The following is a 26,910-nucleotide window of genomic DNA, read 5'->3' as shown; positions in this document are numbered from 1 at the left end:
AAGTACGCGTCAAGACTGCCGGGGGCCGCTTTGCGCCCCTTTCGCGGCTCAAGGCCGCTCCTACAGAACAGCTGTGCAACGCAGCTGCTCCACATCCATTTGTGTGGGTTTCGACTAACTTGCTGTTTTCCAGTGATTTTTTTTAAAAAAAGGCTTCACAACCGTGAAACTCGCTGGTAAAGTGCCGGCCATTCCCGCACAGCACCACACGGAGCTGGCAGTGAATGATCAGATCGACGGTGCAGCAGTCACTCGTCACATCCGATACAGGGGCGTCGCCAAGCGGTAAGGCAGCAGGTTTTGATCCTGCCATGCGTTGGTTCGAATCCAGCCGCCCCTGCCATTACTACCTTCCAGTTCGAAACACCCGCAATCGCCTTAAGGCGATTTTTTTATTTCCCCTTCTTTTTCTCCAGTAGCTCGGCCAGCGCCAGGGCCAGCACATGCTCGTGCGTGGGTTTCTGGATCACCAGGCTGTCCGGCAGCTCTAATTCTTGCAACTCTGCATAACCGGTAAGGAACACCACGGGCAGGTGCGGATAACGCTCGCGGGCGGCCAGCGCCAGCTGCGCGCCATTGAACTCAGGCATGGCGAAGTCGGTGAGCAGCAGATCAGTCGTGGCATCGAGCAACGCCAGGGCCTGCTGGCCGCTGTGCGCCTGGCTCACCTGATAGCCGAGGCTGCGCAGTAGGTCGCCGAGCACTTCGCGCACCAGCGGGTCGTCGTCCACCAGCAGGACGTGGCGGTTGCCGCCGCTGGCCATGAGCTGGTGCACCTTGTCCTGCTCCCGCCCGCGAGGGCGACTGCTGGCCCTGACCGCCGGCAGGTAGACGCTCACTCGAGTACCCCGCCCGGGCGCTGTCTGCAGGCCGACCCCGCCACCGGACTGCTTGGCGAAGCCGAACACCTGGGCCAGGCCCAACCCCGACCCCTTGCCAATGTCCTTGGTGGTGAAGAACGGCTCGAACACCTTGAGGGCGGTCTCTTCGCTCATGCCGCAGCCGGTGTCGCGTATGCTCAGTTCCACGTATTCGCCGGGCTCCGGGTCTTCCGGGCGATGGGGTGGGGCGTCGATGCGGGTGTTGCGGGTGGCCAGTGTCAGTTGGCCGCCACCGGGCATGGCGTCGCGGGCATTGATGGCCAGGTTGAGGATGATCATCTCGGTCTGGGTCGGGTCGGTGAGTGCCTGCCACAGGTTGCCGTCCAGTTCCAGGCGCACCGAGATGTTGCCGCCGAGGGTGCGCCGTAGCATTTCCTCCAGCCCCGCCAGGGTGCGATTGAGGTTCAGCGGCACCGGCTCCAGGCGCTGCTTGCGCGAGAACGCCAATAACTGCGCGGTCAGCTTGGCCCCGCGCTCGCCGGCCTCGCGGATGTTGCGCAGGCGCTTGTGGGCCTTGTCCGTACGGCCATTGTCCAGTTCGTGCTGCAAAAAGCTGGCACCGGTGAGGATGACCGTCAGCAGGTTGTTGAAGTCATGGGCGACGCCGGCCGTGAGCTGGCCGACCGCCTCCAGCCTTTGCATTTGCTGCAACGCCGCCTCGATGCGTTCGCGCTCTGCGATCTGCTCGCGCAGGCGTTCGTTGGCCTCGGCCAGGTCCAGCACCGCTTCGCGTTCGCTGGTGATGTCGCGGGCGACCACGTACAGCAGGGCATCGTCCGGCACCACCACCCACGACAGCCAGCGCTGCTGGCCACCGGCATGCAAGATACGGCCGACGAAGCGTGCGCTGCTGCGGCCCAGCGACAACGCGGCGATTTCGGCGAGAAAGGCCTCCTGGTCGGGTTCGGGCAGCAGTTGCAACAGCGAGACCTGCCCCAGGCGTTCGCGGGTGAAGCCCAGGCTGGCCTCCCACGCCGGGTTCAGCGCCACTGGCGTGATGTCCTTGTTCAGCACCGCCAGCAGGTCTTGTGACAGTTCCCACGCGCGATCGCGTTCGCGGGTGCGACGCTCCACGCGCTCACCGAGCATCTCGTTGAGCTGCTCCAGGGCCCGGGTGGCCTGGCGTTGCTGGTGAATGTCCTGCAGCACACCACTGAAACGCACGCACTGATCGTCGACGAACTGGGTCTGGCCACTGGACAGCAACCAGCGTGGTTCGCGCCCGCCGGGTTGGGCGATGCGAAACTCCACGCGGTAGTGGCCGTCGCTGTCCGGGCGCATGGCCTGTTCCACCGCCTCGCGCACCCGGGGCAGGTCGTCCGTGTAGATCCCGGCGTAGAACACCTCGAGGTTCATACGGGTGTCGGCCGGCAGGCCGAACAGCATCTTGCAGCGGTCATCCCAGAGCATTCGCCCGTCCTGCGGGCGGTAGTCCCAGGTGCCCATGCCGGCCGCGTCGATGGCGATGCGCGCGCGCGCCTCGACTTCGGCCAGGGCTTCCTCGGCACGGCGCCGGCGCTGGCGCTCCTGCACCTCGGTCAGGGCCCGGCCTACGGCTTTGGGGAGCAGTGGCAGGTTCTTCTTCAGCACGTAGTCGGTGGCACCCAGGCGGATCATCTCCACTGCGTGCTCTTCGCCATAGATGCCGGAGAGGAAGATGAACGGTATGTCCGGCGCCACGCGCTGCGCACAGGCCAGCACCTGGGCCCCGGACGAGCCAGGCAGCACGCAGTCGCAGAGGATCAGGTCGAACGACGCCTCGCGCAGGGCGTGCTCGGCGGCCACGTGGTCGAACACCAGCCGCGATTGCACCTGCAGGCCACTACGCTCCAGGCCCAGCAGGATCAGTTCGGCATCCATGCAGCTGTCTTCGACCATCAGCAGTTTCAGGGGCGCTTGCTGCATCGAAGAAACCTCAGTTGTTGCCACGGCGGTTCAGGCGCAGGGAGCCGGGCGGTGGCTCGTTGAGCACGGCCCAGAACACCCCCAGGTCGGAGATGGCAGCCACGAACTCCTTGAACTCCACGGGCTTGACCACGTAGGCATTGACCCCCAGCTCATAGGCGCGCGTCAGGTCTGGCCCCTCCCGCGACGAGGTGAGCATGACGATGGGGAGGCTGCGCAGCTCGGCGGTGGCGCGTACCGTTTTGAGCACCTCCAGGCCATCGACCTTGGGCAGCTTGAGGTCGAGCAGCATCACCGCCGGGTTGCCGCCATCGCGCTCGGCATAGGCGTTGCGTCGCAGCAGGTAGTCCAGGGCATCGGCGCCGTCGCGCAGCACGATCACTTCGTTGGCCAACTGGCTGCGCTCCAGGGCCAGCAAGGTCAGCTCCAGGTCACGCGGGTTGTCTTCGACCAGCAAGATGGGCTTGAGCATGGGCGCACCTCAAACAATCGTCGGTTGGTGAGGGAGGGTGAAGTGGAAGCTGGCGCCCTGGTCGAGCTGGCCCTTGGCCCAGACCCTGCCATCGTGGCGTTCAATGATGCGCCGCACGCTGGCCAGGCCGATGCCGGTGCCTTCGAACTCTTCCATCCGATGAAGGCGCTGGAACACGCCGAACAGCTTGTCGACGTAGGCCATGTCGAAGCCGACGCCGTTGTCGCGCACATAGACTTCGGTCTCGTGGTGGTGGCGTACGCTACCGATCTCGATGCGCGCGGGGTCGCGACCACGGCTGTACTTGAGGGCGTTGGCGAGCAGGTTGTGCAGGACCATGTTGATGAATGCAGGGTCGGCGATCACCTTGGGCAGCGCTGCGACCTGCCAGTCGATGTGGCGGCCGGCGTAGTCGGGGGCCATTTCGTTGCGGATGGTATCGATCAGGGTGTTGAGATCGACGTCCGCCAGGCGCAACGCCGAGCGACCCATCTGGGAGAAATTGAGCAGGTTGTCCACCAGCGTGCCGGCAAACTGCGCGGCGTCCTCGATATGGCCGAGAAAGCGCCTGCCGCGTTCGCTCAGGTGCGCGCCTTCACTCTCGCCCAGCAGTTCGCTGTAGCCGGCGATATGCCGCAGCGGCGCACGCAGGTCGTGGGACACGCTGTAGGAGAATGCTTCGAGTTCCTTGTTCGAACGCTTCAGCTCGCCGGCCAGTTGCGCCAGCTCCTCGGCCTTGCGCAGGACGATGCCTAGCACCGCACCGCGCAGTTCGAGCACGCTGTCGATGACCAGCGGGTCCCAGGCGGCGCTGTAGTCACGCACTTCCTCCTGCCAACGCTCGAAGCTGTGGCGAGGATTGAGAGCCCCCTGTGGGCCGACCTGTTTATCGGGCCGCCCGGCCCAGTTCACCGTATGCGCCTGCTCTGGGCGAAACCAGACCAGATAATGCGAGTGGAGCTGTGAAATGGCCACGGCCATCACCCCGGCGACATGCTCGGCCAGCTCCGGTAGCAGCTCGATGTCGCGGCGCACGTTGTCGCTGTGGAACACCCCTTCGTCGTCGCGTTGGCTCAGCCAGTGCACCAATGCGTTGACCTGGGCGGGCGGCGGTGTGCTGCCGATCAGGTCGCAACGCTCGGCGCTGATGATCGCCGCGCCCGAGGCGTCGGCGAACTGCAGCATCACCTCGGGCAGGCTGAGCAGGCCCTCGCTGACACTGTCGTGGTCGGCCATGGCGGCGAGCATGCGCACGATGCGCTGGCGCAGCGCCAGCAGGCGGTGGGTGGTGGCGTGCTTCTCGTGGGCCTCGATCTGCAACGACAGCACGTTTGCCAGCAGTTCGCAGGCGGTGCGGGTCTGGAAGTCCACGGCGCGGGGGTGCGCGTGGTGGCAGGAGACCAAGCCCCAGAGCTTGTCGTCGACCACGATCGACAGCGACATCGACGCCAGCGTGCCCATGTTGCGCATGTACTGCAGGTGCACCGGCGAGACGCTGCGCAGCGAGGCGAAGGTCATGTCCAGGGGCTTGCCAGTGCGCGGGTTGTTGGCCGGCAGCAGTGACGAGGGCTGATAGTCGGCGTCTTCGATCAGCCGGATGCGGTTGACCCGATACAGCTCGCGGGCCTGGCGCGGGATGTCCGAGGCCGGAAAGCACTGGCCCAGGTAGCGCGGGTAGCCGGGATCGGCATCCTCGGCGAGCACTGTGCCAACGCCCTGGGGGTCGAAGCGATAGGCCTTGACCCGGCCGAAGCCGGTGAAGCGCTTGATCTGCCGTACCGACTGCAGCAGCAGCTCATCGATGCTGGTGGCCTGGTGCAGGGTACTGACGAAGGCACGCACCAGTGGGTAGTAATCGTCCGGGCCGGTGCCGCGCGCGCGGCGTGGTTCGAATTCGAGGATCAGCACCTGGTCATGGCGGTGCGCGAGTACCCGCAGCGGGTCCTGGCAGGGCGCGCCGTGGCGCAGGCGCACATCACCAATATGGAAGGGGAAGATCTCGTCGGCGGGCAGGTTGCTCAACTGGCCGCGCAGGTCGAAGCCATCGGCGACCAGCTCGGCGAAGGGCTGGCCGAGCAGCTCGAGGGCGTTCAAGCCGAACCAATGGCTGGCGTTCTCGCTGGCCTGGAGGATGCACAGGTCGCTGTCGTCCAGCACCAGCAAGAAACCGTGCGGCTGGATGCTGCCCGGTACCTGGATGGGCTCCTGGGCGCACTGCTCGATGGCCTGTTCGAGCGAGGTGGGGGTATTGCTCATGGGCTTCTCCTGCAGGTTCCGTCCTCGCATGGGTATCCGCCTGGCACAGGATGGATGACATGCACGGTATCAGATGGCCGCTCGGTTTGTCGGCATATGGCTATTTGAAGCGTGGGAGGCGTGCAGGTTCTATTGCGATGAAGAGGAATTTCAGCTGATGCAGCGGGCCGTTACCCGCGTGCCTTTCATCCTTTTCATTAATGCCAAAGAGAGCGCTCTTACGGCTGTTCGGATCCAATCGCGCTGCTACGCTCAAGATCAACCTTTTCAGAAGGATGGGCAGCGCATGCAGCGCATCATGGCCTCGCTGCTGGGCCTGTGGTTGAGCGGCAGCGCCATCGCTGCGGATTTTCTCGTCGAGGTGCAGGTGCGGGTGCAACGCGGTTGCATGCTGGCAGGCCAACCGCGTGACGCCGGTGCCCAGGCGCTGGGGCTGATCGACCTGGGGGCCGCGGCACGCCTGGATGGGCCTGGCGCGCCGCTGAGCGGCGTGTTGGTCAGTGCGCGGGTGCCGCGGCTGGAATGCAACCCCGATACCCCGTATCAGGTGCGGGTCGATGGCGGCCAGCATGGCGGTGTCGGCGCCGTGCGCTACCTGGCCAGTGCAGACAACCGGGCGCGGCCGATCCCTTACCGCTTGTACCGCGACGCCGCTTGGCGCGAACCGCTGGAGGTGGACGTGGCGCAATCGGCGCGGGTCCCGAGCAGTGGTTCGGTGGCCCTGCCGCTGTACGCGCGGATCGACCGGCTGGCCTGGGTACCACGGGCCGGGCTGTACCACGACCTGCTCAAAGTCACGGTCACCTGGTGAGGAGACATCGACCATGCACAAGGACGCGCTGCAACGCACCTCCATCCTGTTGCTCACCCTCGGCCCATTGCTGTTGCCCACCGGTGCTGCCCACGGTACAAGCACCGGTTTCATCCAGGCCCGCCTGGTGATCAGCGCCGCCTGCCAGGTCGACAGTGACCAGCAACCGGCCAGCCTGGGCAACCCCGGCCTGATGGACTTCGGCGCCCGCGGCCCGACCTGGGACCGGCCACTGAGCAGCCGGGTGGACGAGGCGGGGGGCGAGGGCAGCTTGCAGATCAGTTGCTCGCCGCAGGTACGGGCCTTCAGCGTGCGCATCAATGGCGGATTGAACGGTAACGATGGTGTGCGCCGCCTGAGCAACGGCCGTGAACTGATCCCGTACCAGCTGGCCATCGACCCAGGCGGCAACAGCCGCTATGTGGTCGGCCAGGCCCGTACCTTCACCATCAACGGCACGCAACAGGTACCCGTGCCCATCTACGGCGTGGTGGTCGCGCAGCCGCGCGCACTGCCTGCCGGGCTGTATCGCGACACCCTCAGGGTGACACTGGACTGGTAACACGCAAGGAGACCCTCATGCCCAAGCATTTCACCCGTTGCATCCTCGCAGGCCTTGGCCTTGCCATGGCAACCCAGGCCCAGGCGGCCACTGTCACCGGCACCATCAGCTCGACCCTGACCCTGACCGCCGCCTGCCAAGTCAACGGCACGGGCGGCACCTCGGGGCTGAACTTCGGCAGCCTCAATTTCGGCACCCAGGATTCGCTGTTCACCACGGCCAACGGGCAAGTGCTTGGTGGTGGTGGCGGCGCCATGAGCATCCTCTGCTCTTCGGGCACGATACCGGTGATCAAGGTGAAGGGTGGGGCCCATGACGGCCAGTCGGCCGGCGGCACCCGTGCGCTGGCCGACGGTTCCGGCAACTTCGTGCCCTACGACTTCTACACCGACGCCGGGCACACCACCCTGCTGGCCATCGACGGCACCATCACCTTGCCGACCAGCACGGGCGTTGCGCAGACCGTCAACCTGTATGGCCAGGCGCGCGGCAAGGCCGGGCTGCCGGCTGGGGTTTACACCGACACGGTGGCGGTCGAGCTGAGCTTTTGAACCATGCCCGGCGCGCAAGGTTTGCTCGCGGCGGCCCTGTTACTGACGCAGGGCGCCCAGGCGGCCACCACCAGCACGTTCCAGGTGAGCGCGCAGATCGTTGCCGGTTGCCTGGTGGTCGGTGGCGTGACCGCCTATGGGGTGCTGGATTTCGGCACCAGCTCGGCGTTGTCCACGGCCACCTTGAGCACCTCGCTCGGTGGCACCACGGTGACCTTCCAGTGCACCCCCGGGGTGGCCATGAGCATGAGCCTGGACGGTGGCCAGAACAGCGCCAGCGGTACCCGCAACCTCAAGCGCAGTGGCGGCAGCCAGTTACTGGCCTACCAGCTGTACCGCGACGCAGCCTTAAGCCAGGGCCTGGGCATCGGCAGCAGCGTGGCGGTGAGCTACAGCGACCCGACGGCGATCAAGCTGCCGGTCTATGGCCGTACCACCTTGCCCGGCACCCTGCCGGCGGGGACCTACACCGATGTGGTGCAAGTGACGGTGAGCTGGTGAGGCCGGCGCCGTGAACGATTGATGCAAAAGGAGAGGGGCATGGCGGCAGGCGCGAAGTGGGCGCGAACGATGATTGGATGGCTGTTGCTGGCCAGCACACCGGCGATGGCGGCGACGTCGGTGTTGATCTGGCCGATCGACCCGGTGCTGGAGGCCGACCAGAAGGCCGGCGCGCTGTGGCTGGAGAACCGCGGCACGGCGCCGGCCAGCCTGCAGGTGCGGGTGTTCGCCTGGCGCCAGGGTGAGTACCAGGAGCAGTTCCAGGCCCAGCGCGAGATCATCGGCAGCCCGCCGGTGGCCAACATCGCCCCGGGGCAGAAGCAACTGATTCGCCTGACGCGTACCGGCAGCTCGCCGGTCGGCCAGGAGCAGGCCTACCGCATCATCATTGACGAAATCCCATCGCCCCTGCCGGCCGACACTGCCAGTGAAGGGCCGAAAGCGGCGATCCGCCTGCAGATGCGCTATTCGGTGCCGCTGTTCGTCTACGGCGAGGGGTTGTGGGGCAAGCCAGACCCCGAGGGCAAGCGCAGCAGCGAGGGCGTGGGCAAGCCACAGCTGAGCTGGCGCGCGGTGACCGTGCAGGGCAAGCCTTATGTGGAGCTGCGCAACACTGGCCCGGTACATGCGCGGCTGACCGATGTGGTGCTGCAGCACGGCGGCCGGGGCCAGCCAGTGGTCGAAGGGTTGCTGGGTTACGTACTGCCCGGCGCCAGCATGCGCTGGCCGGTATCGGTTGCGCCTGGCTCGGCCAGCGTGCTCAAAGGGAGGATCAACGGCCAGGAGGTGGCGCAAGCCATCCGCCAGGGGCAGTGAGGCAGGTTTGAACGAACGGCAGGGGCCAGGGAGGACCCGGTAATGGTTGGACACCGTGTGTGAGCGGGGTGCGGGTGGCAGCGCACCGGTTTTGGCTGGGCCTGGCGTTGCTGGTGCCCGGGCTGGGCGTGGCCGACGAGCTGCCGCCGCCACCTACCGAGAGCGCCACCATCGCCGATGCCACGCTGTACCTCGACCTGCTGGTGAACCAGGTGGGCAAGGCTGAGCTGGTGCCGGTGCAGCAGCGTGCCGGGCGCCTGTACCTGCAAAGCGACGTGTTGCGCGCGGCGGGTATCGCGCTGCCGGGCGAGCCCCAGGGCGAAGTGGCGCTGGACGAGATAGCCGGGCTGCATACCGACTACGACAGCCAGAACCAACGCCTGCTGCTGCAAGTGCCACCGGCCTGGCTGCCCGACCAGCAGGTGGGTGAACGTAGCCTGTACCCCGCCAGCGAGACCCGTACCAGTTTTGGTGCCTTGTTCAACTACGATGCCTACCTCAACGACACCGATGACGGCGGCACCTACCTGGCCGCCTGGAACGAACTGCGCCTGTTCGACGACTGGGGCACGTTCTCCACCACCGGGCAGTGGCGCCAGTCGTTCAACGGTGCGCAGAGCGACACCCGGCAGGGCTATTTGCGTTACGACACCACCTTCCGCTACACCGACGAGCAGCGTCTGCTGACCTATGAGGCTGGTGATTTGATCACCGGTGCCCTGCCGTGGACCACGTCGGTGCGGGTCGGTGGCCTGCAACTGTCGCGCGACTTCGGTGCCCGTCCGGACCTGGTCACCTACCCGCTGCCAGCCTTTGCCGGCGAGGCGGCGGTGCCGACTTCGCTGGATCTGTTCATCAATGGCTACAAGAGCAGCACCACCGAGTTGCAACCAGGCCCCTATACCCTGACCAACGTGCCATTCATCAACGGCGCCGGCGAAGCTGTGGTGGTAACCACTGATGCGTTGGGTAGGCAGGTGTCGACCACGCTGCCGTTCTATGTCACCAGCAACCTGTTGGCCCAGGGGTTGACGGACTTCTCGGTGGCCGCCGGCAGCCTGCGCCGCGACTATGCCGTGCGCGACTTCGCCTATGGGCCTGGGGTGGCATCGGCCAGCGTGCGCCATGGCCTGTCCGACTACTTCACCCTCGAATCCCATGCCGAAACCGCCGAATCGCTGATGCTCGGCGGCCTGGGCGGCAACCTGCGCCTGGGTAACTTCGGCGTGCTCAACGCCGCCGTGGCACAGAGCCGCTTCGACGGCGACAGTGGCCAGCAGGTGGCGCTGGGTTACCAGTACAACAGCCGACGCATCGGCTTCAATTACCAGCGCATCGAACGCCATGGCGACTATGCCGACCTGTCGTTGGTCGACAGCCCCTACACCCGGCTCAGCCAGCGTAGCCAGCAGGCCACCGTGAGCCTCAACCTGGACAGCTATGGCAGCCTGGGCGCCGGTTACTTCGATGTGCGCGCTGGCGATGGTTCGCGTACCCGCCTGGTCAACCTCAGCTGGAGCAAGCCGCTGTGGGGCAACAGCAGCCTGTATTTGTCGGCCAACCGTGATCTGGACGACAGCCAGTGGGCGGTGCAGGCGCAACTGGTGATCCCCTTCGACCTTCACGGTACCCTGGCCTTCAGCGCCGAGCGCAGCAAGGACGGCCAGGACCTGCAACGGGTCAACTACAGCCGCGCGGTGCCGGTGGGCGGGGGTGTGGGCTACAACCTCGGCTATGCCACGGGCGGGACTAGTGGCGACTACCGCCAGGCCGACCTGACCTGGCGCTTGCAGTCGGTGCAACTGCAAGCCGGGCTGTATGGCAGCAGCGAACAGATGACCCGCTGGGCCGATGCCAGCGGGTCGCTGGTGCTGATGGACGCCGGGTTGTTTGCTGCCAATCGCATCGACGATGCCTTCGTCGTGGTCAGCACCAGTGGCTATGCCGACGTGCCGGTGCGCTACGAGAACCAGCAGATTGGCCGCACCGATCGCAACGGCCATTTGCTGGTGCCCTACAGCAGCGGCTACTACCGCGGCAAATACGAGATCGACCCCATGGAGCTGCCGGCCGATGTGCTGGCGCCGCAGGTGGAGCAGCGGGTGGCGGTGCGTCGGGGCAGCGGCTACCTGCTGGAGTTCCCGATCAAACAGGTGCTGGCGGCAAGCCTGGCGCTGGTCGACGGCAACCAGCAGGCGCTCAAGCTGGGCAGCCGCGTCGTGCATCAGGAAAGTGGGGGTGAGGCGGTGGTGGGCTGGGATGGCCTGGTGTACCTGGAAGACCTGGCGCCGCAGAACCACCTGCGGGTGGACAAGGCTGACGGCGGCCAATGCCAGGTCGCATTCGCGCTGCCTGAAGGGCAGGGGACTATCCCGCTGATCGGCCCACTGGTGTGCCAATGAAGGTGCTGCGTTGTGCGCTGTTGCTGGGCGCCGGGTTGCCTGGCGCTGCCTGGGCGCTGTGCAGCTCGGTGGCCACGGCGCCCGCGGCGTTCGGGACGGTCAACTCGACGTTGGTGCGCACCACCGTGCAAAACGCCTCGACCACCAATGCCGGGCTGCAGTGCACGGGTTCGTTGTTGTCGCTGCTGGCCAACAACGATCACTTCTACGCCACCATCACGTCCGTCACCAGCGGGCTGGTCGGCCCCACCGGCGATGTGATCCCGTATACGTTGTACGCCAACAACACGACCAGCTACCCGATCAGCCGTGGGGTGCAGTTCGACTTCGCGAACAACGGCATCATCGATGCCCTGGGCCTGCTCAACGGCACTACACCCAAGAGCGTACCGATCTACCTCAAGACCGTGGTGGGCGCCAATGTCGCGGCGGGGTTGTACCAGGAGACGCTGAACATCGCCTGGAGCTGGAACTATTGCTCGGGAATCGGAGCCCTGGGTATCTGCCTTGGGCGGGATATCGGCAGTGGCAACCAAACGCTCAATGTCAGCCTCACGGTGAGCAACGACTGCCAGATCACCACGCCGGCCATCAGTTTCAGCAGTGCGCCGGTGGTGGGCGGGTTCGGTACGGTGAACCAGAGTGTGACCCTGTCGTGCACCAAGGGCAGCAGCTACACGGTGGGGTTGGATGACGGGCAGAACGTGTCGGGTGGGCGGCGGCGGATGAAGTCCGCGGCCAACAACTACCTGGCGTATGACATCTTCAAGAGCGCTGGTGTTACGCGTTGGGGCTCGGTGGGGGCGGCGCGACGGGCAAGCAGCGATGCCGATGTGAATCCAGGCAATGGCACCGGGACCGGCAGCCAGCTGTTCAACTACAACGCCAAGGTGTACACCGACCAGGCCACGCCGCCGGCGGGGAGTTATGTGGACAACGTGATCCTGGATGTGCAGTTCTGAGTGATCGGCGATCGCTGCGCAACCCATCGCTGGCAAGCCAGCTCCCACAAGGCCTTGCACACCTCTTGTGGGAGCTGGCTTGCCAGCGATTGGGGCGGTGAGGACTCAACGCAGATCGTCGACCATCTTCAGCAACGTCTCCAGCACCGCGCCAGCCAGCGCCTTGGACCGTTCCCCGGACCAGCCGGTACGTGGGTTCGGCGCATCGTCATGGTCCTTGAACGGCATCTCCAGGGTCAGCGACAGGCAGTCATGGGCCATGCCCACGGCATTGCAGGCCAGGGTGGTGTTGGCCTGGCCGGGTTCGTCGCGGGTGTAGCCGTACTGGGTCTGGAAGTCCGGCGTCAGGCTGCACAGCGTGCTGCGGAACTGCTCTTCCAGTTTGGCGATACGTGGCGTGTAGCCCGGGTTGCCCTCGCAGGCGGCGGTGAACACATGCGGGATCTCCTCATCGCCATGGGCGTCGATGAATGCATCCACGCCATGCAGTTTCATCTGCGTCTGGGCGAAGAACACCTCGGGGCTCAGCTCGACGCTGGCGTCCTGCCAGGCACGGTTGAGGTCCTTGCCCTTGAAGTTGGTGCGCAGGTGGCCGAGGAAGGCGCCGTCCGGGTTCATGTTGGGGATCAGGTACAGGTCGGCCTTGGCCAGCAACTGCTGGATCACCGGGCCATTGTGTTCAAGTGCGTCGATCACACCTTCCATGAACCATTCGGCCATGTGCTCGCCCGGGTGCTGCTGGGCGATGATCCACAGCTTGCGCTTGCCAGAGGCGCCGTTGCCTGCGCGCAGCAGCGGAATGTCGCGGCCCTGAACGCTGCGGCCGCTGGCCAGCAGTGCTACGCCGGGGATCTGTTTGGCGCGCTCGATCAGCTGGTTGTGGCGCGCGCGCGGGTAGGGCTCGAAGTAGGCGAACCAGGCCTGGTCGTGTTCGGCCTTCAGCTCGAAGCTCAGCGCCTTGCCGTCGAACTGGCTGGGCACGCGGAACCAGGTTTGCTGGTCGTAGGAGGCCACGGCGTTGTAGCCATCCCAGGCGTTCTTGTAGGAGGACTCATGGGCATTGTCCAGGCTGAAGCGATGGACCTGGCCGGGAGTGAGGCCGCTGGCCTTGAAGTGGAACCACTGGAAGTGGTCGCTGTGGGTGTCCTTGCGGATGTTCAGGTGGACCCGCGAAGGGTCGCTGGCGTCCTTGACCAGGATGTTGCCGGAGTCGAAGTCGCAGTCGATGTGCAGCGGGGAGAGCGTCACGGTCATTGCCAGCCTCCTGTTGGCGTTGTTGTGACCGTACTCTACACCTCATGGTGGTGGGGTTGTGTAGCAAATATCGGCGCTCAAGGGCTGACGCGATCCTTGTAGGAGCGGCCTTGTGTCGCGAAAGGGCTGCGCAGCAGCCCCCGACAATCCTCGGAAAATCAGAAATCTTGGGGCCGCTGCGCGCCCCTTTCGCGACACAAGGCCGCTCCTACAGGGATCGCGAAGCCTTCAGGCCCAGAGGCCCAGCGCTACCAGCGCGGCGACACCGAGCCCGATGGCAATCGAACACCCGCCCAGCGACAACGCCGCACGCCCTTGCCTGTACCAGCCGTCATGCCCCAACTGCCGTGCCGGTGCCAACAGGCTGCGCCAACGCGCTTCGGTCTGCTGGAAGGCGTGCAGATGTTCAGGGGCGGCATCCAGCCAGCGACGGAAGTCGATGCGCTCACTGGCAGTGACTTGGGGGCTTTGCAGGCGTACGTACCATTGCCCGGCAACGCTGGCCACGGCATCGCCTTGCGCGCGGGTGGTCTGCAGGGCCTGGTTCATGTGGCGCTCGATGCTGATCAGGGGCAGGCCCAGGCGTTCGGCGATGGCGGCAAAACCCAGCTGGTCGAGGCGATTGAGCAGAAAAACTTGCTGAACTCGACGCGGCAGGCGTTTGAGCGCATGCAACAGGCTGTCCTGTTCATGCTGTTCGGCGATACGGGGGTCATGCTCAAGGGGCAGTAACAGGCGGGTCATGAACAGCTCCTTGCTCATTGGGGGAGGGGTGGGGGCATCTTCCTTGACGCGAGATCAGCTTAGTCTTAACGAGATTGATTCTCAAGTGCTGATTCGGCAAAGATTTGTAATGAGCGTTCACGTCCTGACACAGTCTTGCTATCATCGCCGGCATCAAACGATCTTCATTAGCCTGAAGAGCCAAAAAAAAGACCCGGCAAAAAGCCGGGTCAAAAACCGTGATTAGCCTGATGAGGAGATAATCTGAGCGTCCGACCTGAGGACGTTGCAGGTTATCCAGCGGGTCTCGCGACCAGCTGAGTGCAATAATAATCGTTATCATTTGCCAGTCAAATGATTTTTCCGGTATCCGGTAAAAAAATCCTTCCGACGCGCTCCTCGTCCCCGGCAGACGGGGCTTTTGCCGTTCGTCAGCTATCACGTTCTCCCTTCTAGATTGCCCCTTGTTCCGTGCTTTGGCGCTGCTCCAGCAGGGCCCTGGCCATGTTGACCATATGCATCATGGCGAACACCACATCCCGCGTCGTACCTTGCAGATGAGCGCCGGTTTCCTGCGCCGTGGCGGCCGTGCAGCGCAGCAGGGCCATGGCGTGCTCGTGGGCTTGCTCGCGGGTGACGCCTTCGCGCAGGGTCCAGAGCGAGCGCTGTAGCTCCGCGGCGGTGGGGGTGGGGTTGAGATAGAAGTCGAGGGCGCGGCGGGCGGCCTCTTCGTCGAGATCTGTTTCCTTTTCTTTCGAGCTGCTCATCCTGAATACCTGCAAATGCCAATAGGTGAAAGGTGAGGTCAGATTCTAATACCTAAAGTATTTGGGTGTGGTTTGGTAAATACTACTTGATGTGTATTGAGCGCAAGGAGGCAGTCCGTATCGTGCCTGCGATGAATATGGACAAATGGATTACCCTCGTCCGGGACCGGATAGAGGAGCTCGATATCTCCCAGGAGCAGCTCGCCGAGCGTGTCGGGGTTTCCCAGGGCAGCATCGGCCACTGGCTCAACAAACGGCGCCAGCCCCGGGTCGACTCGATGAACCGGGTGTTCGTCGAGCTCGGCATGCCGCACTACCACGTCAGCATGCAGTTGCGCGTGCAAGGGCAGGTAGGTGAAACGCCGGGCCGCTATGGTGTGGAAGACGACGATGCGGACGGGCCGGCAAAATACTTTGTGTGCTTCCGCTACCCGGTGCGCGACTGGGGAGCGTTAGGGCAGGAAGAGGCTGCTGCGCCTGGTGCGTTCGAGCAGACCGACTATCTGGCGCAGGGCAAGGCGTTCTGGTTGACGGTGGAAAACGACACCATGAGCGCGGCCAGTGGCAAGAGTGTGCCTGAGCGAGTACGAATTCTGGTCGACGATGGCCTGGTAGCGGAACCGGGGCGTCTGGTCATTGCCCGGTTGCCGGGCAAAACGCCGATTTTCCGGCAACTGGCCGAAGAGGGCGGGCAGCTCTACCTCAAGGCGCTCAATGGCAGTTACCCGACGCTGCTGTGCGAGGAAGGCTGTGAGTTTCTTGGCGTCGTGGTACGGATGCATGGGGTGTTGTAGATCTTGGCAGGTACCGCGTTGAGGAGTAGAGGTGCAGGGCGATAGCCTTGCAGCGCTCTTGAGATCGAGCGCCGCCCGCGCGGCGCATCGCTGGCAAGCCAGCTCCCACATTTTTCGGGCCAGTTACTCCTGGTCCATCTCCACTGTCCGCCCTGTTTGTACGACGCGGTTTCAGCGTTGGCGCTGATGCCGCCCCACTAGACTTGAGGCATGCACCAAGGCGGACAGTGGAGACCTCACAGACATAATTGGCCCGAAACAGATGTGGGAGCTGGCTTGCCAGCGATGCGCCGCGCGGGCGGCGCTCGATTTCATAGGCGCTACAAACCTTTCGGCAAGTGCATCCCAGCCATCACGCCCCCTCCAACTCCACCAGCACCGCCCCCTCGCTGACCATATCCCCTTCCTGGCAGAACAGCGCCTTCACCGTCCCGCCATGGGGCGCGCGGATGCTGTGTTCCATCTTCATCGCCTCCAGCACCACCAGCGCGGTGCCGGCCTCCACGGCCTGGCCCGGCTCGACCAGCACGCGCACGATGCTGCCGTTCATGGGCGCGCCCAGGCCACCCTGGTGGCTGTGGCTGGCCTCGGCGGCGGCGATCGGGTCGTGCACACTGACAGCATGCAGCTCGCCTTGCCATTGCAGGTACAGGGTGGCGCCACGGCGCACGGCCAGGTGACGCCTGCGCAGGCCGTCCTGGTCGTGGCACAGCTGCTCACCCGCCAGTTGGTAGGTAGACGGCGCGCTGCGCTCCAGGGCGATGGCCTGTTCGTGACCCTCGCATTGCAAGTGCAGCGTGCTGCGCGCCGGCAGGCCCAGGCGCAGGCCATCCCGGGCAGCCCACGGCGAGGCGGGGTCGTCATGGCGCAACAAGGCGGGCTCGCTCTGTAGCCAGGCTTCGGCGGCAGCCTCCCAGAACGGCGCCGGCAAGGCTTCGACCGGGGGCAGCAACACGTCCTGATGACGCGGGATGAACCCGGTGTCCAGTTCGGCAGCGGCAAAGGCTGGGTGGGCGAGGATGCGGCGCAGGAAGGCGATGTTGGTCTTCACCCCGCCAATGGCGAACTCATCGAGCATCGCCAGCAGCCGCAGGCGCGCCTGCTCGCGGTCCTGGCCCCAGGCGATCAGCTTGCCCAGCATCGGGTCATAGAAGGGCGACACCACATCACCCTCGCTGACCCCACTGTCCACCCGTCGCCCTTCACCCGGTGCCGACTCACGGTACAGCGCCAGGGTGCCAGTGGCCGGCAGGAATTCGTTGGCCGGATCCTCCGCGTACAGCCGCACTTCGATGGCATGGCCGATCAGCGGCACCTGCTCCTGGGTGATCGGCAGCGCTTCGCCACAGGCGACGCGGATCTGCCAGGCCACCAGGTCGAGCCCGGTGATGGCTTCGGTGACCGGGTGCTCGACCTGCAGGCGGGTATTCATCTCCATGAAGAAAAACTCGCCGCGGGCGTCGAGCAGAAATTCCACGGTGCCGGCGCCGACATAGCCGATGGCCTGGGCTGCGCGCACCGCCGCCTGGCCCATGGCCTGGCGCAGTTCGGCAGAAAGACCCGGAGCTGGTGCTTCCTCCACGACTTTCTGATGGCGGCGCTGGATCGAGCAGTCGCGCTCATTGAGATAAAGGCAGTTGCCGTGCTGGTCGGCGAACACCTGGATTTCCACGTGGCGTGGCTTGAGTACGTATTTTTCCACCAGCATGCGCGCATCGCCGAACGACGATTGCGCTTCACGTTGCGCTGAGGCCAGGGCGTCGGCCAACTGGCTTTCGTCCTCGACCACTTTCATGCCCTTGCCGCCACCGCCAGCGCTGGCCTTGAGCAGCACCGGGTAACCGATGCGCTCGGCCGCGGCGCGGAAGGTGTCGAGGTCCTGGGCTTCGCCGTGGTAGCCCGGTACCAACGGTACGCCAGCGGACTCCATCAGTGCCTTGGCCGCCGACTTGCTGCCCATGGCGTCGATGGCGCTGGCCGGTGGCCCGAGGAAGATCAGCCCAGCCTGTTCGATGGCACGGGCGAAGCCTGCGTTTTCCGACAGAAAACCGTAGCCCGGGTGAATGGCTTGGGCGCCACTGTTCTTGGCGGCGGCGATCAGCTTGTCGATCACCAGGTAGCTGTCGGCGGCCTTGCTACCACCCAGGTCGACACGAATATCAGCCTCGCGGCTGTGGCGGGCGTCGCGGTCGGTGGCGCTGTGCACGGCGACCGTGGTCAGGCCCATGGCCTTGGCGGTGCGCATCACCCGGCAGGCGATCTCGCCGCGGTTGGCGACCAGCAGGGTGGTCAGGGTGGGACGGCTCATGGGCGCGGTTCCTTCTTCTGTTCGGTTTGCCAGGCGGGGCGGCGTTTTTCCAGGAAGGCGCGCAAGCCCTCCTGGCCTTCGGCGCTGACACGGATACGGGCGATGGTGTTCTCGCAATAGCGGCGCAGGGCAGGGCTGAGCTCGCCGTCGTCCACTTCGCGCAGCAGGTCCTTGGTGGCGCGCAGGGCCTGGGGGCTGTTCTGCAGCAGATTGTCCACCCAGGCCTCGGCCTGAGCGTCCAGCTCGCTGGCCGGGTACACCTCGGCCAGCAGGCCCAGTTCACGGGCGCGTACGCCGCTGAAACGTTCGGCGGTCAGGGCATAGCGGCGCGCGGCACGCTCGCCGATGGCCTTGACCACGAACGGGCTGATCACCGCCGGGGCCAGGCCAATGCGCACTTCCGACAGGCACAACTGGGCATCTTCGGCGCCGATGGCCATGTCGCAGCAACTGATCAGCCCCAGCGCACCACCGAAGGCCGCACCTTGCACCACGGCCAGGGTGGGTGCCTTGAGCCGGTGCAGGGCGTACATCAGCTCGCCCAGCTCGCGGGCGTCATCGAGGTTGGTGTTGAAGTCCAGCTGCGCCGATTGCTGCATCCAGGCCAGGTCGGCGCCGGCGCTGAAGTGCCGGCCACGGCCACGCAGCAGCACGAAGCGCAGGTTGCTGTCTTCGGCCAGGCGGTCCAGGGCGACGATCAGCTCGCGGATCATCTGCGCGTTGAAGGCGTTGTTCTTGTCTTCCCGGCTCAGCCACAGGGTGGTGAAGCCGCGAGGGTCGTGTTCCAGCTCGATAGTGGCGAAATCGGTCATGGGTCACATCCGGAAAATGCCGAAGCGGCTCTGTTCGATCGGGGCGTTGAGCGCGGCGGAGAGTGCCAGGCCCAGCACGTCGCGGGTCTGCGCCGGGTCGATGACGCCGTCGTCCCACAGCCGGGCGCTGGAATAGTAGGGGTGACCTTGGTGTTCGTACTGGTCGAGGATCGGCTGCTTGAGCTTTTTCTCGTCTTCCAGGCTGAACACCTCGCCACTGCGTTCGCTCTGTTCGCGCTTGACCTGGGCCAGCACGCCGGCCGCCTGTTCGGCACCCATCACGCCAATGCGCGCGTTTGGCCACATCCACAAAAAGCGCGGGTCGTAGGCGCGGCCACACGTGCCGTAGTTGCCGGCACCGAAGCTACCGCCGATGATCACCGTGAACTTCGGCACCTGGGCGCAGGCCACCGCGGTCACCAGCTTGGCGCCGTGCTTGGCGATGCCGCCTTCTTCATACTTTTTACCGACCATGAAGCCGGTGATGTTCTGCAGGAACAGCAGCGGAATGCCGCGTTGGCAGGCCAGTTCGATGAAGTGCGCGCCTTTTTGTGCAGCCTCGGCGAACAGGATGCCGTTGTTGGCCAGGATTGCCACCGGGTAGCCGTGCAGGTGGGCGAAGCCGCACACCAGGGTGGTGCCGAACAGTGCCTTGAATTCATCGAACACCGAGCCGTCGACAAGGCGCGCGATCACCTCGCGCACATCGAACGGCTGCTTGGCGTCGGCCGGGACCACGCCGTAAAGCTCTTCGGCGCCATACAGCGGGGCAATCGGTGCCTGGCACTGCAACTTGCCCAGCTTGTGCCAGTTGAGGTTGGCCACGCTGCGCCGGGCGATGGCCAGGGCGTGTTCGTCGTTATCGGCGTAATGGTCGGCTACGCCGCTGGTGCGGCAGTGCACGTCGGCGCCGCCCAGGTCTTCGGCGCTGACCACTTCACCCGTTGCTGCTTTTACCAGGGGAGGGCCGGCGAGGAAGATGGTCGCCTGCTGGCGCACCATGATCGCCTCGTCGGCCATGGCTGGCACATAAGCACCGCCAGCGGTACACGAGCCCATCACCACGGCGATCTGCGGGATGCCCAGGGCGCTCATGTTGGCCTGGTTGAAGAAGATCCGCCCGAAGTGCTCGCGGTCGGGGAACACCTCGTCCTGGCGCGGCAGGTTGGCGCCGCCGGAGTCCACCAGGTAGATGCACGGCAGGCGGTTCTGCAGGGCGATGGTCTGGGCGCGCAGGTGTTTTTTGACGGTCAGCGGGTAGTACGAGCCGCCTTTGACCGTGGCGTCGTTGGCCACGATCATGCACTCCACGCCTTCGACGCGGCCGATGCCGGCGATCACACCCGCGGCGGGCACGTCCTCGCCATACACCTCATGGGCCGCCAGCTGGCCGATTTCGAGGAACGGCGAGCCCGGGTCGAGCAGGCGGTCGATGCGCTCGCGGGGCAGCAGTTTGCCGCGCGAGGTGTGCCGTTGCTGGGCCTTGAGCCCGCCGCCCTGGCTGACCTGGGCGAGCAGGCCGCGCAGTTTCGTGACCTGCTCGAGCATGGCCGCGCTGTTGCCGGCGAACTCCGCCGAGCGCGGGTTGATCTGGGTGTGCAAGGTAGCCATGTGCGCCCGTTCCTTATGCTCAGCGGGTTTCGTTGAACAGTTCGCGGCCGATCAGCATCCGGCGGATTTCGCTGGTGCCGGCGCCGATCTCGTACAGCTTGGCGTCGCGCAGCAGGCGGCCGGCCGGGAATTCATTGATGTAGCCGTTGCCGCCGAGGATCTGGATCGCCTCCAGGGCCATCTGTGTGGCGCGCTCGGCGGTGTACAGGATCACCCCGGCGGCGTCCTTGCGGGTGGTCTCGGCGCGGTCGCAGGCCTGGGCCACTGCGTAGAGATAGGCGCGGCTGGCGTTGAGCTGGGTGTACATGTCGGCGATCTTGCCCTGGATCAGCTGGAACTCGCCGATGCTCTGGCCGAACTGCTTGCGGTCGTGGATGTAGGGGACGACCAGGTCCATGCAGCTTTGCATGATGCCGGTCGGGCCGCCCGAGAGCACCACGCGCTCGTAGTCCAGGCCGCTCATCAGCACCCGCACGCCGCCGTTGAGTTGGCCGAGGATGTTCTCTTCCGGCACTTCCACGTCATCGAAGAACAGCTCGCAGGTGTTGGAGCCGCGCATGCCCAGCTTGTCGAATTTGTTGCTGCGGCTGAAGCCTTTCCAGTCGCGTTCGACGATGAATGCGGTGATGCCGTGGGGGCCCTTGTCCAGGTCGGTCTTGGCGTAGATCACGTAGGTGTTGGCGTCGGGGCCGTTGGTGATCCAGGTCTTGCTGCCGTTGAGCACGTAGCGGTCGCCGCGCTTTTCGGCGCGCAGTTTCATCGACACCACGTCGGAGCCGGCGTTGGGCTCGCTCATGGCCAGGGCGCCGATGTGCTCGCCGCTGATCAGCTTGGGCAGGTACTTGAGTTTCTGCTCGTGGGTGCCGTTGCGGTTGATCTGGTTGACGCACAGGTTGGAGTGGGCGCCATAGGACAGGGCCACCGAGGCCGACCCGCGGCTGATTTCTTCCATCGCCACCACGTGGGCCAGGTAGCCCAGGCCGGCGCCGCCGTACTCTTCCGAGACGGTAATGCCCAGCAGGCCCATGTCGCCGAACTTGCGCCACATGTCGGCGGGGAACAGGTTGTCGTGGTCGATCTGCGCGGCGCGCGGGGCCAGCTCGGCGGCGACGAAGGTGCGCACCTGGTCGCGGAGCATGTCGATGGTTTCGCCCAGGGCGAAGTTCAGGGTCGGGTAATGCATGCGGGGCACCTTGTTGTTCTTGAAATTGGATACACCGTAGCCCATGGGTAGGTCACCGTCCCTGTGGGAGCGGGCTTGCCCGCGAAAGCGTCAGCAGGGTCACCGTCATTGCCTGGATGATCGCTTTCGCGGGCAAGCCCGCTCCCACAGGGTCCGATGTCGCCCGAAGGTTCGATGCTGTTTTCACCTTGACGTTAACGTAAACCTGCCTCCCGGCACTGTCAATCGAATCATCACCTTTACGTAAACGTAAATCTGCGCCAGAGTATTTGCCGCCTGCTTCAGTCATGCCCAGAACAACCACAAGAAGGGACCACCATGCCTCAACCAAGCTATACCCGCGGCCGCCAGGACCATCCTTTATTGACCCTGACCATCGGCCAGGCCTTCGACGCCACCGTGGCCCGGCATGCCGAGCGCGAGGCGCTTGTAGTACGGCATCAGGGCCTGCGCTACAGCTGGCGCGAACTGGCCGCACAGGTCGATTTGCATGCCCGGGCGCTGATGGCGCTGGGGGTGGCCGGCGGCGAGCGGGTCGGCATCTGGGCGCCCAACTGCGCCCAGTGGTGCATCCTGCAGTTGGCCACGGCCAAGGTCGGCGCGATCCTGGTCAATATCAACCCGGCCTATCGGGTGGGCGAGCTTGAGTATGTGTTGCGCCAGTCCGGCTGCCGCTGGCTGGTGTGTGCCGATGCGTTCAAGACCTCCGACTACCACGCCATGGTCCAGGAACTGGTGCCGGAGCTGTCGCAACATGTGCTTGGCCAGTTGAACAGCGAGCGCCTGCCCGACCTGCGCGGGGTGATCAGCCTGGCCGCCGAGCCACCGGAAGGCTTCCTGCCCTGGGCCGCCCTGGCCGGGAGGGCAGGGGAGACAGATCCAGCCGTCTTCGAGCTGCGCCAGAACAGCCTGCAATTCGACCAGCCGGTAAACATCCAGTACACCTCTGGCACCACCGGCGCGCCCAAGGGCGCGACCCTGAGCCACTACAACATCCTCAACAACGGCTACATGGTCGGCGAAAGCCTCGGGCTCACCGAGCACGACCGCATGGTGATCCCGGTGCCGCTGTACCACTGCTTCGGCATGGTCATGGCCAACCTGGGCTGCATCACCCACGGCAGCACCATGGTCTACCCCAACGACGCCTTCGACGCCGAGCTCACCCTGCGCGCCGTGAGTGAGGAGCGCGCCAGCATCCTCTACGGGGTGCCGACCATGTTCATCGCCATGCTCGACCACCCGGTGCGCCCGCAGCTGGACCTTTCGACCCTGCGCAGCGGCATCATGGCCGGCGCCACCTGCCCGATCGAGGTGATGCGCAAGGTCATCGAGCAGATGCACATGGCCCAGGTGCAGATCGCCTATGGCATGACCGAGACCAGCCCGGTGTCGCTGCAGACTGGCCCCGACGACGAGCTGGAGTTGCGCGTGACCACGGTCGGCCGCACTCAACCGCACCTGGAAACCAAGCTGGTGGACGCCGACGGTTGCATCGTCCCGCGCGGCGAGATCGGCGAGCTGTGCACCCGCGGCTACAGCGTGATGCTCGGCTACTGGGACAACCTGCAGGCCACCCATGACGCCATCGACCCGGCCCGCTGGATGCGCACCGGTGACCTGGCGGTGATGGACGAACAGGGCTATGTACGCATCGTCGGGCGCAACAAGGACATGATCATTCGCGGCGGCGAGAACATCTATCCGCGTGAGCTGGAGGAGTTCTTCCACACCCACCCGGCGGTGGCCGAGGCGCAGGTGGTGGGGATTCCGTGCAGCAAGTATGGCGAGGAGGTGGTGGCGTGGATTCGCCTGCACCCTGGGCACAGCGCCACGGCTGACGAATTGCAGCAGTGGTGCAAGGCGCGCTTGGCGCACTTCAAGGCGCCTCGGCATTACCGCTTTGTCGAGGATTTCCCGATGACGGTGACGGGGAAGGTGCAGAAGTTCAGGATGCGTGAAATTAGTGTGCAGGAACTGGCAGGTTGATGTTCACGTTACGTCCCAATCCATGCATCAAGTTGCATGGATTGGACATTGACCGTCACTTGCCGTTTGCGCCGAGCCAGTCGGTCATCTCACTTACTGTCAGGGAATGGAAGTCCGCACTCTCGCTGAATTGAACGCCGAACTTCTCTTCGATCGCCATCAGAAATTCAACCTGGTCAAACTCACTAAGCTCCAAACTATTCAAGGTGTCTTCGGGTTTGATTTTGGCGAGATCGATATTCAGTTGTTTAGCGAGCAATGCAGTTAAACGTTCGGCCACGGTTGCCATATCAATGCCCTCCGATGAGCAGGTTGTACTGTTGTTTTACGTCGGCAGGCCTGTTCACGCTACTGGCAAAAGTGATAGGTCGAACAAGCCTCTGTGGCAGAAATCAGGCTGGATGCGGCGGGTCACCATGCACTGACGACGCCCGATACACCAGTTCAACCAGCTCATCGAAGGTCACATAGGTTCGGATCTGCTGTTGAATGCAAACACCGAACGCCTCTTCGATCAGCGCTTGAAGTTCAAACATGTCAAAGCTGTCCGCCCCCAGTTCGTGCATGGTAACGTCAGGCCTGATCCTGTATGACCGCTGCTCGAGGAAGTCGGCGATGATCAAGAGCAGGTGAACGGAGATGTAGGGCCGGGAGCACATACCGAAGTCAGCCGTGAAAGGGTGGTTCCTCTGTACGCGCCTCGATGCTGTTTGCGCTACTGGTAGAAATGCCAGGTGCGGCAATCCCGATTCTGTGCCCTCACTTTGTAGGAGCCAGCCTTGCTGGCGAACAAAGGCTCAGCCTTGCCACGGTTCATGGACCGGTTCGCCAGCAAGGCTGGCTCCTACGGATACGCCGGACGAAACGCCCGGTGCCGTCTATCCTCTAACTCTCACCGGCGGCTCCTCATTCGGCGGGTCGCCCACCGTGGGCGGCACGGTCGGCTTGATTGGCAGCTCGTCCGGCTCTTCTTCGGGCACCGGCGGCGGCAGCGTCGGGTCATCGATGTTCGGGTCGGGTGTCTCCGGTGGAATGGGAATGTTCATGGGCCTGACCTCGCGTGGTGAATGAAGCGGTGTTGCAGGCTTGGACTCACGCCTTGCGCCATTCGCTCAGTTTTTTTGAACCCCCGCGCCCGATCACGGCTCTGAACCCTTACCGCCACAAGCCCAACGGAGTGAGTGCGATGTCAGGTAATGAGCCCTTCGAAAGCGTGCCCATGGCCAACGACCACCCGGACCAGGCCATCAGCCTGTCCCAGGCCCTGCTGGCGCCGCGCATCGTGATCGAGGATGTCACCCCGGTGCTCGACGGCGGCACCTTCGCCGCCAAGGCGGTGCGCGGGCACAAGGTCGAGGTGACTGGCAAGGTCTACAGCGACGGTCACGACCGCCTGGCCGTGATGCTCTACTGGCGCCAGGCTCATAGCCGCCGCTGGCATGCCGTGGCCATGCATTCGCCGGGCAACGACCTGTGGCTGGCCGCGTTCACTCCCACCGAGCTGGGCCTGCACCTGTTCAGCATCGAGGCCTGGATCGACCCCTTCGCCACCTACTGCCACGACCTGGAGAAGAAGTACGCCGCCGGGGTGGACGTCACGCTCGAGCTGGAGGAGGGCAGGCTGTTGCTGGGCAAGGGTATCGAGCGCAGCGACGGGCTGTTGCGCGAGCAGTTGCTTGAACTGCAGCAACGCTTGCCGGGCCTGGCGGTGGACGACCAGGTGGCGCAGCTGCTCGATCCCGATGTCGCCCGCTTGATGGCCGAGGCGGAGCACCGCAGCTACCTCACCCGCAGCAGCGAGCTCCCCGTGGACGTGGATCGTGAAGCCGCACAATTCGCCAGTTGGTACGAGCTGTTCCCGCGCTCGGTCACCGATGACCCCGAGCGCCACGGCACCTTCGACGATGTGCACCAGCGCCTGCCGATGATCCGCGACATGGGCTTCGACGTGCTGTACTTCCCGCCCATCCACCCCATCGGCATGCAGCACCGCAAGGGCCGCAACAACGCCTTGCAGGCCGAGCCCGGTGACCCGGGCAGCCCCTATGCCATCGGCAGCGCCGAGGGTGGCCACGACGCCATCCACCCGCAACTGGGCAGCCGCGAGGACTTCCGCCGGCTGGTGGCCGCCGCCGCCGAGCACGGCCTGGAGATCGCCCTGGACTTCGCCATCCAGTGCTCCCAGGACCACCCCTGGCTCACCGAGCACCCGGGCTGGTTCAGCTGGCGCCCCGACGGCACCATCCGCTACGCCGAAAATCCGCCCAAAAAGTACCAGGACATCGTCAACGTCGACTTCTATGCCCCCGAAGCAGTGCCAAGCCTGTGGCTGGCGCTGCGCGACGTGGTGGTCGGCTGGGTCGAGGAGGGGGTCAAGACCTTCCGCGTCGACAACCCGCACACCAAGCCATTGCCGTTCTGGCAATGGTTGATCGCCAATGTGCGCAGCCAGCACCCCGAAGTAATCTTCCTCGCCGAGGCCTTCACCCGCCCGGCGATGATGGCGCGCCTGGGCAAGGTGGGGTATGCGCAGAGCTACACCTACTTCACCTGGCGCAACAGCAAGCAGGAGCTGCGCGAATATTTCGAAGAACTCAACCAACCGCCCTGGAGCCAGTGCTACCGGCCCAATTTCTTCGTCAACACGCCGGACATCAACCCATTCTTCCTGCACACCTCGGGCCGTGCGGGCTTCCTGATCCGCGCCGCGCTGGCGACCATGGGCTCGGGGTTGTGGGGCATGTATTCGGGCTTCGAACTGTGCGAAGGCACGCCGCTGCCGGGCAAGGAGGAATACCTCGATTCGGAGAAATACGAAATCCGCCCGCGCGACTACACCGCCCCCGGCAATATCGTCGCCGAGATCGCCCAGCTCAACCGCATCCGCCGGCAGAACAGAGCCCTGCAGACTCACCTGGGGGTGCTGTTCCTGAATTGCTGGAACGACCAGATCCTGTACTTCGCCAAGCGCACCGCCGAGCGCGACAACTACATCCTCGTTGCCATCAGCCTCGACCCGCACAACGCCCAGGAGGCCAGCTTCGAGTTGCCGCTGTGGGAGCTGGGCCTGGACGACAACGCCGACACCCAGGGCGAAGACCTGATGACCGGCCACCGCTGGACCTGGCACGGCAAGACCCAGTGGATGCGCATCGAGCCCTGGCACCAGCCGTTCGGCATCTGGCGCATCGAAAAATCCCGCTAGCTACGCATTTCCTTGTAGGAGCGGCCTTGTGTCGCGAACGGGCTGCAAAGCATCCCCCTGCAATATCTGCAATGTCGCTGAAATCCCGGGGCCGCTTCGCGCCCCTTTCGCGACACGAGGCCGCTCCTACACAGACGGGGCGTGC

At 64.8% G+C, this 26,910-nt stretch carries 24 protein-coding genes and 1 tRNA gene; 11 read left to right on the top strand and 14 right to left on the bottom strand.

Annotated elements, in window-relative coordinates:
• Positions 1-268: 268 nt before the first annotated feature.
• Positions 269-343: transfer RNA gene (locus IX761_RS16415), tRNA-Gln, on the top strand.
• Between the two features lie 49 nt (positions 344-392).
• Here IX761_RS16415 and IX761_RS16410 read toward each other — a convergent pair.
• From IX761_RS16410 to IX761_RS16400, 3 genes are read right to left on the bottom strand one after another with little or no spacing between them, the layout of a single operon-like run.
• A complete protein-coding gene (locus tag IX761_RS16410; protein WP_194790618.1) occupies positions 393-2,786 on the bottom strand; it encodes a hybrid sensor histidine kinase/response regulator in 2,394 nt (797 codons plus the stop codon).
• Between the two features lie 10 nt (positions 2,787-2,796).
• Positions 2,797-3,258 carry a response regulator gene (locus IX761_RS16405; protein ID WP_194790617.1) on the bottom strand — a complete coding sequence of 154 codons (462 nt, stop codon included), beginning with the start codon at positions 3,256-3,258 and terminating at the stop codon, positions 2,797-2,799.
• Between the two features lie 9 nt (positions 3,259-3,267).
• Complete coding sequence (locus IX761_RS16400; protein ID WP_194790616.1) at positions 3,268-5,514, bottom strand: ATP-binding protein; 2,247 nt, start codon at positions 5,512-5,514, stop codon at positions 3,268-3,270.
• Between the two features lie 286 nt (positions 5,515-5,800).
• Here IX761_RS16400 and IX761_RS16395 point away from each other — a divergent pair, with 286 nt between their 5' ends.
• The 7 genes from IX761_RS16395 to IX761_RS16365 all read left to right on the top strand — a co-directional run bounded on the left by IX761_RS16395 (position 5,801) and on the right by IX761_RS16365 (position 12,119).
• Positions 5,801-6,325, top strand: coding sequence for a spore coat U domain-containing protein (locus IX761_RS16395; protein WP_228533625.1), 525 nt, complete (start codon positions 5,801-5,803; stop codon positions 6,323-6,325).
• Between the two features lie 28 nt (positions 6,326-6,353).
• Positions 6,354-6,887, top strand: coding sequence for a spore coat U domain-containing protein (locus tag IX761_RS16390; RefSeq protein ID WP_194790650.1), 534 nt, complete (start codon positions 6,354-6,356; stop codon positions 6,885-6,887).
• Positions 6,888-6,904: 17 nt separating this feature from the next.
• Positions 6,905-7,438: a spore coat U domain-containing protein gene (locus IX761_RS16385; RefSeq protein ID WP_194790615.1), complete on the top strand. Its 534-nt coding sequence runs from the start codon at positions 6,905-6,907 to the stop codon at positions 7,436-7,438.
• 3 nt (positions 7,439-7,441) lie between these two features.
• Positions 7,442-7,939: a spore coat U domain-containing protein gene (locus IX761_RS16380; RefSeq protein WP_194790614.1), complete on the top strand. Its 498-nt coding sequence runs from the start codon at positions 7,442-7,444 to the stop codon at positions 7,937-7,939.
• Positions 7,940-7,978: 39 nt separating this feature from the next.
• Complete coding sequence (locus IX761_RS16375; protein WP_194790613.1) at positions 7,979-8,755, top strand: molecular chaperone; 777 nt, start codon at positions 7,979-7,981, stop codon at positions 8,753-8,755.
• A 68-nt stretch (positions 8,756-8,823) separates the two neighbouring features.
• Positions 8,824-11,157: a fimbria/pilus outer membrane usher protein gene (locus IX761_RS16370; RefSeq protein WP_323744578.1), complete on the top strand. Its 2,334-nt coding sequence runs from the start codon at positions 8,824-8,826 to the stop codon at positions 11,155-11,157.
• Positions 11,154-12,119 (top strand): spore coat U domain-containing protein, encoded by a 966-nt coding sequence (locus IX761_RS16365; RefSeq protein WP_194790611.1) that lies wholly within the window; start codon positions 11,154-11,156, stop codon positions 12,117-12,119. Before IX761_RS16370 ends, IX761_RS16365 begins: the two co-directional genes overlap by 4 nt.
• Before the next feature lie 105 nt (positions 12,120-12,224).
• On the opposite strand, the gene IX761_RS16360 is transcribed toward IX761_RS16365, so the two are convergent.
• The 4 genes from IX761_RS16360 to IX761_RS16345 form a co-directional block, all read right to left on the bottom strand.
• On the bottom strand, positions 12,225-13,373 hold the full coding sequence (locus IX761_RS16360; protein WP_194790610.1) for a M14-type cytosolic carboxypeptidase: 1,149 nt from the start codon (positions 13,371-13,373) through the stop codon (positions 12,225-12,227).
• Positions 13,374-13,601: 228 nt separating this feature from the next.
• Complete coding sequence (locus IX761_RS16355; RefSeq protein ID WP_194790609.1) at positions 13,602-14,117, bottom strand: DUF4880 domain-containing protein; 516 nt, start codon at positions 14,115-14,117, stop codon at positions 13,602-13,604.
• Positions 14,092-14,538, bottom strand: coding sequence for a hypothetical protein (locus IX761_RS16350; RefSeq protein WP_194790608.1), 447 nt, complete (start codon positions 14,536-14,538; stop codon positions 14,092-14,094). The genes IX761_RS16355 and IX761_RS16350 overlap by 26 nt, the downstream gene beginning before the upstream one ends.
• 10 nt (positions 14,539-14,548) lie before the next feature.
• Positions 14,549-14,863, bottom strand: coding sequence for a DUF6124 family protein (locus tag IX761_RS16345; RefSeq protein ID WP_194790607.1), 315 nt, complete (start codon positions 14,861-14,863; stop codon positions 14,549-14,551).
• A gap of 89 nt (positions 14,864-14,952) precedes the next feature.
• Here IX761_RS16345 and IX761_RS16340 point away from each other — a divergent pair, with 89 nt between their 5' ends.
• Positions 14,953-15,657, top strand: coding sequence for a S24 family peptidase (locus IX761_RS16340; RefSeq protein ID WP_194790649.1), 705 nt, complete (start codon positions 14,953-14,955; stop codon positions 15,655-15,657).
• Positions 15,658-16,009: 352 nt separating this feature from the next.
• Here the strand turns inward: IX761_RS16340 and IX761_RS16335 are convergent, their stop codons facing one another.
• From IX761_RS16335 to IX761_RS16320, 4 genes are read right to left on the bottom strand one after another with little or no spacing between them, the layout of a single operon-like run.
• Positions 16,010-17,965 carry an acetyl/propionyl/methylcrotonyl-CoA carboxylase subunit alpha gene (locus IX761_RS16335; protein WP_194790606.1) on the bottom strand — a complete coding sequence of 652 codons (1,956 nt, stop codon included), beginning with the start codon at positions 17,963-17,965 and terminating at the stop codon, positions 16,010-16,012.
• Complete coding sequence (locus tag IX761_RS16330; RefSeq protein WP_194790605.1) at positions 17,962-18,777, bottom strand: gamma-carboxygeranoyl-CoA hydratase; 816 nt, start codon at positions 18,775-18,777, stop codon at positions 17,962-17,964. The genes IX761_RS16335 and IX761_RS16330 overlap by 4 nt, the downstream gene beginning before the upstream one ends.
• Before the next feature lie 3 nt (positions 18,778-18,780).
• Positions 18,781-20,388 (bottom strand): carboxyl transferase domain-containing protein, encoded by a 1,608-nt coding sequence (locus IX761_RS16325; protein WP_194790604.1) that lies wholly within the window; start codon positions 20,386-20,388, stop codon positions 18,781-18,783.
• A 19-nt stretch (positions 20,389-20,407) separates the two neighbouring features.
• Positions 20,408-21,571, bottom strand: coding sequence for an isovaleryl-CoA dehydrogenase (locus IX761_RS16320; RefSeq protein WP_153786539.1), 1,164 nt, complete (start codon positions 21,569-21,571; stop codon positions 20,408-20,410).
• Positions 21,572-21,889: 318 nt separating this feature from the next.
• Between IX761_RS16320 and IX761_RS16315 the strand changes: the two genes are divergently transcribed.
• Entirely contained in the window at positions 21,890-23,560 is a 1,671-nt protein-coding gene (locus tag IX761_RS16315; RefSeq protein ID WP_194790603.1) for an AMP-binding protein, read from the top strand.
• 55 nt (positions 23,561-23,615) lie between these two features.
• Here the strand turns inward: IX761_RS16315 and IX761_RS16310 are convergent, their stop codons facing one another.
• The 3 genes from IX761_RS16310 to IX761_RS16300 form a co-directional block, all read right to left on the bottom strand.
• The gene (locus tag IX761_RS16310; RefSeq protein WP_194790602.1) at positions 23,616-23,849 is read right to left on the bottom strand and encodes an acyl carrier protein; all 234 of its coding nucleotides are present in this window, start codon (positions 23,847-23,849) and stop codon (positions 23,616-23,618) included.
• A gap of 103 nt (positions 23,850-23,952) precedes the next feature.
• A complete protein-coding gene (locus tag IX761_RS16305; RefSeq protein ID WP_228533623.1) occupies positions 23,953-24,219 on the bottom strand; it encodes an acyl carrier protein in 267 nt (88 codons plus the stop codon).
• Between the two features lie 219 nt (positions 24,220-24,438).
• Positions 24,439-24,606 (bottom strand): hypothetical protein, encoded by a 168-nt coding sequence (locus tag IX761_RS16300; protein WP_194790600.1) that lies wholly within the window; start codon positions 24,604-24,606, stop codon positions 24,439-24,441.
• A 140-nt stretch (positions 24,607-24,746) separates the two neighbouring features.
• On the opposite strand from IX761_RS16300, the gene IX761_RS16295 reads away from it, so the two are divergent.
• On the top strand, positions 24,747-26,765 hold the full coding sequence (locus tag IX761_RS16295; protein ID WP_194790599.1) for an alpha-1,4-glucan--maltose-1-phosphate maltosyltransferase: 2,019 nt from the start codon (positions 24,747-24,749) through the stop codon (positions 26,763-26,765).
• The last annotated feature ends 145 nt before the right edge of the window (positions 26,766-26,910 follow it).

Origin of the sequence: Pseudomonas sp. UFMG81 (assembly GCF_015354575.1) — a bacterium.
GTDB lineage: Bacteria > Pseudomonadota > Gammaproteobacteria > Pseudomonadales > Pseudomonadaceae > Aquipseudomonas.
This window is presented reverse-complemented; position numbering and strand designations above follow the sequence as displayed.